At 60.3% G+C, this 10196-nt stretch carries 7 protein-coding genes and 2 pseudogenes; 7 read left to right on the top strand and 2 right to left on the bottom strand.

Annotated elements, in window-relative coordinates; all coding sequences use genetic code 11:
• Positions 1 to 1033: 1033 nt before the first annotated feature.
• The 5 genes and pseudogenes from H7C86_RS33795 (at position 1034) to H7C86_RS33780 (ending at position 7861) form a co-directional block, all read left to right on the top strand.
• Positions 1034 to 2319 (top strand): annotated as a pseudogene (locus H7C86_RS33795) (IS256 family transposase).
• A gap of 716 nt (positions 2320 to 3035) precedes the next feature.
• On the top strand, positions 3036 to 4448 hold the full coding sequence (locus H7C86_RS33790; protein WP_182263198.1) for a wax ester/triacylglycerol synthase domain-containing protein: 1413 nt from the start codon (positions 3036 to 3038) through the stop codon (positions 4446 to 4448).
• A gap of 456 nt (positions 4449 to 4904) precedes the next feature.
• A complete protein-coding gene (locus tag H7C86_RS33785) occupies positions 4905 to 6257 on the top strand; it encodes a hypothetical protein (RefSeq protein ID WP_182263197.1) in 1353 nt (450 codons plus the stop codon).
• A gap of 928 nt (positions 6258 to 7185) precedes the next feature.
• Positions 7186 to 7320, top strand: coding sequence for a hypothetical protein (locus tag H7C86_RS37705; RefSeq protein ID WP_259349389.1), 135 nt, complete (start codon positions 7186 to 7188; stop codon positions 7318 to 7320).
• Positions 7321 to 7471: 151 nt separating this feature from the next.
• The gene (locus H7C86_RS33780) at positions 7472 to 7861 is read left to right on the top strand and encodes an Lsr2 family protein (protein ID WP_182263196.1); all 390 of its coding nucleotides are present in this window, start codon (positions 7472 to 7474) and stop codon (positions 7859 to 7861) included.
• A 151-nt stretch (positions 7862 to 8012) separates the two neighbouring features.
• Here the strand turns inward: H7C86_RS33780 and H7C86_RS38120 are convergent, their stop codons facing one another.
• Positions 8013 to 8321 (bottom strand): hypothetical protein, encoded by a 309-nt coding sequence (locus H7C86_RS38120; RefSeq protein ID WP_397517292.1) that lies wholly within the window; start codon positions 8319 to 8321, stop codon positions 8013 to 8015.
• A gap of 261 nt (positions 8322 to 8582) precedes the next feature.
• The gene (locus tag H7C86_RS33770; RefSeq protein ID WP_182263195.1) at positions 8583 to 9128 is read right to left on the bottom strand and encodes a TetR/AcrR family transcriptional regulator; all 546 of its coding nucleotides are present in this window, start codon (positions 9126 to 9128) and stop codon (positions 8583 to 8585) included.
• Between the two features lie 128 nt (positions 9129 to 9256).
• Here H7C86_RS33770 and H7C86_RS37700 point away from each other — a divergent pair.
• Positions 9257 to 9774 (top strand): annotated as a pseudogene (locus tag H7C86_RS37700) (SDR family NAD(P)-dependent oxidoreductase); the annotation flags it as partial.
• Positions 9775 to 9789: 15 nt separating this feature from the next.
• A complete protein-coding gene (locus H7C86_RS37695) occupies positions 9790 to 10161 on the top strand; it encodes a hypothetical protein (RefSeq protein ID WP_259349391.1) in 372 nt (123 codons plus the stop codon).
• Positions 10162 to 10196: the final 35 nt, after the last annotated feature.

Genomic DNA, 10196 nt, shown 5'->3' with positions numbered 1-10196 from the left:
TCGGGTCGCGGCGATCGCGGCCGAGGTCGTGGAAGCCCTGACGAAGCGGTAGCCGGCCATTGGGGCCCACTGAAAGGTTCAGTGATACCCCGAACCTCATTGCAGACTCGGTCCAAGCAGCGCTCTAACGTAGGGAATGAGAAGCGTTCAGTGGCAATCGAGACCGCTTACAGCAGCGGTGCTGCAACGCATAGTCGTGCGTGGGATCTCTCGTGCGTCGGCGAGCGGGACTCGCGGATACGAGGGCTGTGACAGTGAGAGTGTCGAGGACGGTAGTACACACTTCCGGTTCTGTCCCTGTGGCATCGTTGTCACAGAGTGTGGCGTATGTGGTGTCCCAGAGTCATTTCCTGGTGAAAGCTTTTCGGATGTGGTGGCGTCAGCTACGCCTGTATCCGCGCCCCTCGCGGGTGCTGTGAAATACCCCGCTGGCTAATGGGGCCGGCCGTGGGATGTTCGTGTCTGGGAACCACTGATCTCAACAAGCACTCCTGAAAGTTGAACACCCCGCCTGGGAACGGCGCACATCCTAACCCCCAGCTGTCCGCCGTGCAGGGGTTCGGTTCCGGGGCGGTGGCCCTCAACCCGACATTGTTTCCATCACGAGACAGCCCGATGGCTCCAAACACAGACAACGAGCGCAATGCGCGAGCAAACACTCCATCCAACGAGGTGGTCATCTTGCACTTCGGGACGTGGCCGGCCAACTGAGGATCAACAAGTTCGAGTTCTATTCGCCCCGCTATTTCGGTGCGCACAATGCCAATATCGGTGCCGAACGATGTGATCTGTACGCAGGCCCGAAAGTTCCCACTCCAGACCCCCGGCGCCGGTTCGTCTGGTGTCGGTGGGTCGTTGCTGGACACCGGTTCTGCGACGGCAGGAACCGGACCGGCGTAACCATTTCGTCACGAGCCCTTCTGAGCGTCGGAATTGCGGGCAATAAGAGCCGCTATCCAGCTCGCACAGGGACTGTTTCTTAATCGGTGTTTCGGCCCCAGACGCTGAGTGAATGCTCAGCTAGGGAGGTGCCGTGATGACGACACTGGAAGAGGTGACGAAGAAGAAGACCGAGCCGCCGTCGGCGGAAGCTGCGGCGGCCGCGGAGTTGGTCAGGTTGGCGAAGGAGCAGGGTCTGTCGCTGACCGGACCGGACGGACTGCTCAAACAATTCACGAAGACCGTCCTGGAAACCGCGCTGAACGAGTAAATGACCGAGCACCTCGGGCACGACAAGAACCAGGCGCAGCCGGATCGGGAATCGACGAACATCCGCAACGGAACCCGATCGAAAACCGTGTTGACCGAGGCCAGCGGCCATATTCCGATCGACGTCCCACGTGATCGGGAAGGGACGTTCGAGCCGCAGATCGTCCAGAAACGCCAACGGCGGTTGAACGGTGTGGATAAGATCGTGCTGTCATTATATGCCAAAGGATTAACGACCGGTGAGAGCGGTGCGCATTTCGCTGAAATCTACGGTGCCTCGGTCTCGAAGGAAACTATTTCGCGGATCACGGACAAGGTCATCGAGGAGATGCAGGACTGGTCTGCCCGATCCCTCGACGAGGTGTACGCAGCGATCTTCATCGACGCGATCGTCGTCAAAATTCGGGACGGGCAGGTCGCAAACCGCCCGATCTACGCGGCCATCGGGGTCAGTCTCGACGGCCACCGTGATGTGCTCGGATTGTGGGCCGGAACCGGCGGTGAAGGCGCAAAGTTTTGGATGTCCGTGCTCACCGATAGCCGTAACCGCGGCACCCTGGACGTGTTCTTCCTGGTCTGCGACGGATTGAAAGGCCTACCGGAGGTCGTCGAACACGTCTGGCTGGCGACTACGGTCCAAACCTGCGTAGTGCATTTGATTCGCAATACGTTTCGGCTCTCGTCACGTCAGCATTGGATGCGCTCAAGCATGATCTCAAGCCGATCTATACGGCACCGTCCGAGGCGGCTGCTCGGGCACTGTTCGACGATCTCGCCGAGCGGTGGGGAACGACGTATCCGGCGATTATCAGGTTGTGGACCAACGCCTGGCAGGAGTTCATCCCGTTCCTGGACTACGACATCGAGATACGCCGAGTCCTGTGCTCTACCAACGCGATTGAATCGTTGAATGCCTGGTATCGGCGAGCGGTGAAAGCGCATGGTCATTTTCCCACGGAGACTGCAGCACTCAAATGCCTTTACCTGGTGACGCGTTCACTGGACCCGACGGGCAAAGGGCAGGCACGATGGATAACGAGGTGGAAGCCTGCTCTGAATGCGTTTGCGATCACCTTCGCTGATCGTTGGCCGAGATCGGAAACTTACTGATGGAAACCGGCCGAAACACCGTTAGCGAGACAGACCCCTCGCACATAGTTCAGTACGGCACGTGATAGATGTGGTGGTCCACCCGCCCTGCAGCTGGCGTCACCGCGGCCCACCATGTACTTGTGTGTAATCGCGAGTAGTCGTTGCCTGCGCCACACCTTCGCAATCGACTGTGATAAAGCCGCAATACCGAGCCGGTGATAGTCGATATGATCGAGTAGTCGTTATCAAAAGGAAGTTCTTGGTCTGCGTTTTGCGATGCACTATGCGGGTTGTTGGGTCGAGTTACGAGCCTGGTGTGGAATCGGTGGTAACGCTTTCTGCGGGGGGCCCGGGTCGTTTCATGCGGAAAGTAGCTGTGACCGATAGAAGACTGGTATGCGGAGGTGTGGTGGGCGTACCATGCCTTTGCCCTGGCTGGTTGTAGCATCAAATTTTTTCGCTGCTCTTCGATGACGCTCATTGTGCGTCGGCCGCCGCGAACGTGTTTGGAGCATGCAGTGAAGTCCCTTGTGTATCTCGTCGTGGTTTGGTTTGGTGTCGGCTTGTTGTTTCGCAGATATTTGATTGTGCACCTTTTATCGGGTGTCCCTTTCGGAACGCCGATCGGAAACAGGCCCATCGTGTGGTCGGGTACGACGAGCGCCGCCGCTGTCTCGGCGGTTGGTCCGTATGAGGCGCCTGCGCGCCGTTTTGTCGGAGGACAGTGAATGCACATGGATGCGCGTGATGCGCTGTTTCTCTATCTGGAACGCGAGAATGTCACGCAATCTTTTTTGACGAGTTTTGTGTTCTTCCCGACCGAAGCCGGCGCCCCGGCTCCGGCGCGGGAGGACATCGTGGAGTGGTTGTCGGAAAGGCTCGAAGGGCTTCCGACGTTGCGTGATCGGGTGATACGAGTTCCTTTCGATCTTGCAGTTCCGCGGTTGTGTCGGGACGCGGAGTTCGACATCGGCAGGCACTTGGTCTTCCATGATGTCGCCGATTGGGGCAGCCTGCGTGATGTGGTACCTGAATTGATTTCTCGGAGAATGGATCCGGAGCATCCGCAGTGGCGGATACACATCGCGCAGGACGTGCGCGGTGTCATGGGTCGTTCCGATTCGGCGACTGTCGTGATGATGCAGTTTCATCATTCGATCGCGGATGGTCATGAAAGTGTGCGCGTAGCCAAGCACCTCTTTTCTTCGGTTCCGACACACGTGAATGGTGCCTTGTCCCCGGCGGTCGAGCCGGTCCCGTCTGCCACCGCCCTCGTATTCCGGGCAGCGGTGAGTGTGCCGTGGGTTCTGGTGAGATTTCTGTGGAGCCTGCGCACGATCGCGGTCGGTAAGCGGCGCGTCCGCGAAGAGGTTGCCCGCGGCGATTACATCCTCGGCGCGCACGCCTCCTTCGCGGCACCTTTCACCGGCGTCTTGGGAGACCACCGGCGATTTGACTGCATGTTTCTCTCCTTCCCGGAGGTGAAGAAGGTCAGATCTGCGCTCGGACATGTCACCATCAACGACATCTTTCTCGCGATCGTCTCGCTCGGACTTTCGTACTACCTCAGTGAACGAGAGTGGAGTACGCCGTATTCGCTCGGCGGGACCGTTCCCGTGTCGATACGGGATCTCGGGCTCGCGAAAACCGCACGCAATCAGTTCGTCGTGTGCGGTGTAGATCTTCATACCGACGTATCGGATCCGATCGAACGGGTGCGCTTGATTCACGATTCCGCTGTCGACTCCATCGCGGCAGCCAAGAGTCCTGGAAACATGCTGATTTTCAGCGCGTTGGCTTCGGTTCCGGGGTTCGTCTTCAAGAAATCCGTAGCGTTGATCGGGAGACGCCAACACAGCAATCCCGTCACTTCTTTTCACACCTCGATCTCCAGCGTTCCCAAGGGCTCGGGTGATTGGCGTCTCGGGGATGCACAAGCGGTGGGATGTTTCGGGGTGATCAGCTTGGAAGGAATCTCAGGTGTGGGCCACACGATCGACACACTCGGCGACAGTGCGACGATCAATATCACTGTCGATCCCGACTTGTTCCCTGACGTCGACCGATATCGTGAGTTACTTGCTGTCGCCTGGAATGACATCCGCACTGCCGCTGCCGCGGTAGCGGCAGAGTCGTCCGTGCAGTAGGAGCAGTGGTGGCAGATGCGTGTGCAGCACGACCATTCTGTCAGAGATCGGCTTGTGCCGAGGTGGCTCCGGTCGACCGAATATGCGGTGATCATGGTCAACGACGGGTGAAGACGGAACAGACGGCGGTAGGGGACATCAACCGCATTGTGAGTGAGGTGGAGTGATGGCGGTCCGTCGTCACTGATTCGGTCTGCATCGATGCTGACGACTTCAACTGAACGAGAATTTCAGTTCGATCAGAGTTCACGCCTGCAGGTCGATGCGCAGCGGCGGCTCGGTGCCTTCCGCCCCGTCCTTCGGCCGTCGTACACGGTTCAGTGGCTGCCCGCACAGTTGCGAGAAGGGACGGCGATCGCCCTACACTTGCGCATCGGTAACGAATAGCAGAGCATTTTTGGCAGAAGCGCCAAACCCTGTGCGACTGCGTCGAAACCAGATCTCTATTGTCCTTGCATGCGGCGGAACAGGTTCATGAAGGCGGCCGGCATGGCCCGATTGTCGGGCGCGGATGCGTTCCTGCTCGATAATGCATGCCCGGATATCGTGAGTGTCCTGGTCTTCGACATCGACGGTGAATCCCCGTCCTTCGACACAATTCGCGATCAGATTCGGTGCAACATCGAGCGCATGGACGCGTTTCCTGTTCGTCTTGCGCACGATCGATTGAAGGCCGGATTTCCGTATCGTGTCCGTTCGCAACGCCGGTCGGATTCGATCCTCGTCGAGTCGTGTTCGAGTACGACGTGGGAAGAGGCGCTGACGGAGTTATCTGATCTGGCGGGCTGCAAAGTCGACCCCTTCACGCAGTGTGTGAAGGTGCACGTATTCCGGAATGTCGAGAGCGCGCCGACGGTCAGCGGGACCGCGACACTTGTTGCATTGCAGGTAAATCACGCAATAGCGGATGGCCGCGGGGCTGCCCGGATCCTGCAGGAGCTCTTGGATGGCGGCGGCTCTTCATCGACCCGGGCTCGACCTCTGGACCGTGATCCGTCCTGGATGCATGCAGCGATGGCAGTCGTCGGCGTACCAGGTCGGCTCACGCGGACGTACTGGAGATTATTTCGTCTGCCTCGGGAAGCGGCGCACGACTCACGAGATAATCGCCCCGAGCAGTCGCCGCACTCACGAAAGGGCGACGGGCCGAGCGGTATCGACACAGTCATGTTCGATCGGCAGGACCTCAAACCGCTCGGAATGACGGTAACCGAAACCGCGCTGACAGCCGTAGCGTTCGCACTTCCCCTCATCGAGGGCCGCTCCTACCGGGGTGAAGTGCCGATCGCAGCCCCACCCGGGTTCAATCCTCGGACGGTGAACAACCTTGTCAATGTTGTCGTTGAGCTGCCCGACAGCACGGGCACTCCGAGCGCTGTCGCCTTCCGAATCCGAGAATTATTGACGGCCGAAATCGAGACGGCGCGCAGTATCGCGGCCCGCGCGCGCCTTGCGCTGCTCGACGGCGCACCGGCGTTCGTGGTGCGAGCTATCGCCAAAAATGCTGCGTCCGAACATAATACGTCACTTCGCGAAGCCGTGGACAGGTTCAAGTTGACGAGTTACCTGGCGCCCGTGAGTGGCGCCCATGTGTGCGGTACGCCGCCAAGTTTCGCGATGTCGATTCCCACGCTTCGTCCGAGCGAGGCACTCACTGTCACATTCGTCGGGTTCGGCGACGTAGTGACGGCGACAGTCGCCGCCAGACCCGGCCCGATCGTTGATCTACAGGCTTTCTTCGACAGGCTCGTCGCAGCCGTTGCCGACCTCGGGGCAGCTGATCGGCAGCACCGTTCTCGCGAAGACTGAGCAACGCGCCGAGAATTGTTCTGGTTCTAGTATTTTGAACTGAAAGGATCTTGCGGGAGAACTGGCAGTAACCTCACAGCATGAGTGTAGTAATCTTCTCCTCGGTTACGGCAACTGAGGTTGCCGGACCGTCCTGAGCGGAGGATTCTTGAAGCGGTTCGCGATATTTACCATCTCGGTGCTTTCCGGTGCATTGTTGCTCCGGCGTGCGGTCATTTCTCAGCTGCTGCACCCACCGTTTGGTGTGCCCCCCGGTCACCGGCGTATTCGGTAAAGCGGTCATACGCCCCGAGTTGTCCGGCCGGATCGGTACGATTGGGCGGGGTTAGCGCGCGGTCTATGTCTCCTCCGATGCGGGGGAAATGGCTCCGTGTCGACGGTCCCTTTCGCAGCCCGAGGGACGATGCGGCCCTGTGACATTTCGGTCCCGTGGTTCAGGTCCCTGGTCGCCTGGCCGCGGATTCAGGGAACTGCCAAGTGAGGATCGGAGCCGAAGGGGTTGCGGTGTTCCTCCGTCATCGGGGTCGACAAGGACGCCCGAACGGCTATAAGGGAATCGACCGCTGACGCGCAGTGAAGGTATCCGTTCCCGATGGCAGCAACCTCTCGTGCCCTTTCTGTTGTCCGGCTGAGCAAAGCCGGACTGGGCGTGGCTGAAAGCCGAACATACGGACCGAAATTCGAAGAAATATCACCGCTGGGCTTGGTGACCAGGTCGCTTGGATGTAGCTGCTTCGGTCCTCAATTGGGTGGGAGACTCTGAGGGGCGCCAAGCGGGTAAAGGTGTCCCGGCTCGCGCGAGGAAGAAACCGTTACCAGGATCGAGACGACTACGGCGTCACTCGTTCCAGATCCGCGACGAGCGAGCAAAGTGGCCTCGTCGCCGTACCTTCCGGCGGCACGGGCATGTGCACAGTGCAGCACGGCCTTGAGTGCGCCCGACATTCTCTCTGCGGCGGACCCGATCGCTGGGGTAGTGCTCGGGTTCGTGGTGGTCACCGCCAACGGCCCTGGTCATGTCGGCGGCATCCCGAGCGGTACGAGGAGTGCGTCGACGACTTAGTGGTTATCGCCTGCGCCCAGGCTGCTCGACGACCGATCGCACGCGTCCAACGGCACGGCATGACCGTGGTCGGTAGAGTCGGCGCGACTTTCTGATACTGCAGATAACATGAACGCCATACTCATTCAGCAAATCAACGAAGAGGACTTCTGTGGCCGAAATAGTGATTCGCCAACTCATCGACGATCTCGACGGAAAACCCATCGATACCGGATTGGGCCATCAGGTCACGTTCTCCTATCAGGGCACCGATTATCGGATCGATCTACGCCCTGCCAATGCCGACAAGATCGAAGCGGCGTTCGCCCCGTATATCAAGTCGGCAGAGAAAGTCTCCGCGGCAGGCAAAGCGCGTACGACAACCTCGACCGCACGAAAGGCATCAGGGTCTGGTCGGTCAGCGGAGCAACTGCACGCGATCCGGGAGTGGGCCGGTAAGAACGGTTTCGATGTTTCTCCACGTGGGCGCATCAAAGCCGACGTCATCGATGCGTTCGACGCCGCACCCCGAAAACTTGTGAGCAGCGTCTTTTCTCACTGATACGCGGCCCGCCCCGCACCCACGTCCTGTGATTCTGCGATGAGGCGGAAAGGTTCGGGTGAGCTCGGGAACGTCTTCGGCGGCGAAAACCAGACGGCCGTCGTCGAGGGCGATCGCCCACCGCAGCACCGGTGCCCGATCCCGCCCCAGATCAGAGTTGTCGATGACTGTGTCGGCGTAGTCGTCGATCACGGCCCCTGATCCGCGGCTCGGTTTCACCGGCCCGTGATCCGGAAGTCGGGATTGCGGTGACCCGCGAACCGACCACGGCTTCAGTCGGTTTAGCTCCGGAATCGGACATGAGTCTGATTCCGGCAGAAAATCGTGAATGCCGGGAGGGCTGACGCTGCTTCGAGGAGGTGTCGAGAAGATCCGCTTGGTCGACTTCGATATCCGCGCTGGTGTCGAAGCCGACATGGGCCGCGGCGATCAGTGGCCGCAGATCCGCGATCGCATCCACGCAGCCGAGCTCCTTCTGATCTCGACGCCGAAACCTCCGAGGCCGACGATCGGGGCCGACCGCTTCTGTTCAGCAAGGTGGCCACGTTCGAGCGCGGAGACAATCCGGAGTGCTCCACCCCGCACGGGTGCCGGATTGGGGGGAAGGAACACCCCGAACTCGGCACGGATCACTCGAAACGATGTCCACGCGCCCTGTTCTGAAGCGGTGAGCGTCCCCACCGCGCCAGGCGGTTAAGAGGTGAGGGCGCTCCGCCGCACCTCAACGCAACCCGATGCCATTCAGTAGGGCGTCAACGACGAAGTCGGCGGCAGAGGGGGCTTCGATGCCGGGAAGGGTGTGAGCCGCGATGTCGACCAGATGGTCGAGCATGGAGCGAGCCCAGCCGCCTGGCAGATCCGCACGAAGGAGACCTTCATCGCTCGCTCGCTGCACGAAGCGGTCCAGGCGCTGACTCTGTTCTTCGCGGCGAGCGTTCGCGACTGGGTCGTTCTGCATCATCCGTCTGGTGTCCAGTGGCCATTCCCGGCTGACTGGAATGATGCCTTCCACGTAACGGTGCAGCGCGACGGGCACGGGTGCCTCGACAAGCCGGGCGTCGTCCAGGACCCGCTGCGCGGAGTCGAGTTTGGCTTGGAACACTGCGGTCAGCAGCGCCTCCCGGGTTTCGAAGCGCCGGTACACGGTCCTACGGTCGACACCCGCCTGAGCCGCGATGGTCGCGATGGTGGCGGTCGGGTCCTCGGCGAGTAAGCGCGCTCCGGTCCGTAGAACCCCGGACAGGTTGCGTGACGCGTCGGCTCTCATATCAAAGGAATAGTACGTGACCGGGCAGCGTCACCGTTTCTGAAGAGTGGTTCCCATGACTTAAATCACCACTCTAAGATGACTCTTTGACTATTAACTGTCTCATCAATGTGGCATATGGTGAGGTTATGGCATCTAACGAGCAGCGCTCAACTGGAGCGCGGACGTGGTTAATTACCGGCGCAGCCGGCGGCCTCGGACGTGAACTGGTCACCACGGCCTTGAACGCGGGACATAACGTGCTGGCGACAGATCTGAACGGGGACGCGTTGCTGACACTGAACGAGGAGACAGGGGCCAGGCTGCGTATTACGGCGCTCGACGTTACCGACGCTGTCGCCGCCCGCGCCGCGGTCCGGTATAGCGTTCGCAGTTTTGGTCGCTTAGACGTGCTGGTCAACGGTGCCGGCTACCGTAGTGTCGGTTCCATCGAGGACATGCCCGCCGACGAGTTTCGCCATAATATCGAGACGAATCTCTTCGGTGCGGTCACCATGGTCCGCGTGGCGCTACCGGTGTTGCGTGCTCAGCGATCTGGTCACATCGTGAATATTTCCTCGATCGGTGGGCGGCGGGGCTGGGAGCCTATCAGACGGCGAAGTGGGCGTTGGGCGGGTTCTCCGAGATCCTTGCCCGCGAAGTCGAACCGCTCGGCATTCATGTGACTGTCGCCGAACCCGGCGGCATCCGCACGCCTTGGGCTGCTGCTTCGATCGTGGTAGAGAAACTGCGGGAGGATTACCAATCTACGGTCGGTGCTTTCGCGCGGGCCTACAACGCCAACGCTGACGTTCAGCGTGGCGACCCGTCACGGATGGCGCGAGCCATCCTGGCTATCACTGAGACGGCCGAACCACCGGTCCGGTTACTGCTTGGTTCCGATGCGGTCTGGCTCGCGCCGCTGTACGCGGCGGCCCGCGCCACCGAGGACGCGAGGTGGAGAGAACTGAGTATGTCCACCGACTTTCCAAGCCTTAAAGACTTCTCCGAGACGGCCGTCGCGCGCATAGTGCGGCCACCCGACGCGTCCTGACCCGACACCCGAATCACTCGCATTCCTCGCATAGT

The organism is Rhodococcus sp. UFZ-B548 (assembly GCF_903819475.1).
GTDB lineage: Bacteria > Actinomycetota > Actinomycetes > Mycobacteriales > Mycobacteriaceae > Rhodococcus_F > Rhodococcus_F erythropolis.
The sequence above is the reverse complement of the archived record's forward strand: the minus strand, read 5'-3'. Positions and strand labels throughout refer to the sequence as shown.

Bases quoted from the DNA above. Each gene is read 5' to 3' on its own strand.
- H7C86_RS33790 (WP_182263198.1), top strand. From the start codon at position 3,036: ATGGATGCGCGTGATGCGCTGTTTCTCTATCTGGAACGCGAGAATGTC.
- H7C86_RS33785 (WP_182263197.1), top strand. From the start codon at position 4,905: ATGCGGCGGAACAGGTTCATGAAGGCGGCCGGCATGGCCCGATTGTCG.
- H7C86_RS33770 (WP_182263195.1), bottom strand. From the start codon at position 9,128: ATGAGAGCCGACGCGTCACGCAACCTGTCCGGGGTTCTACGGACCGGA.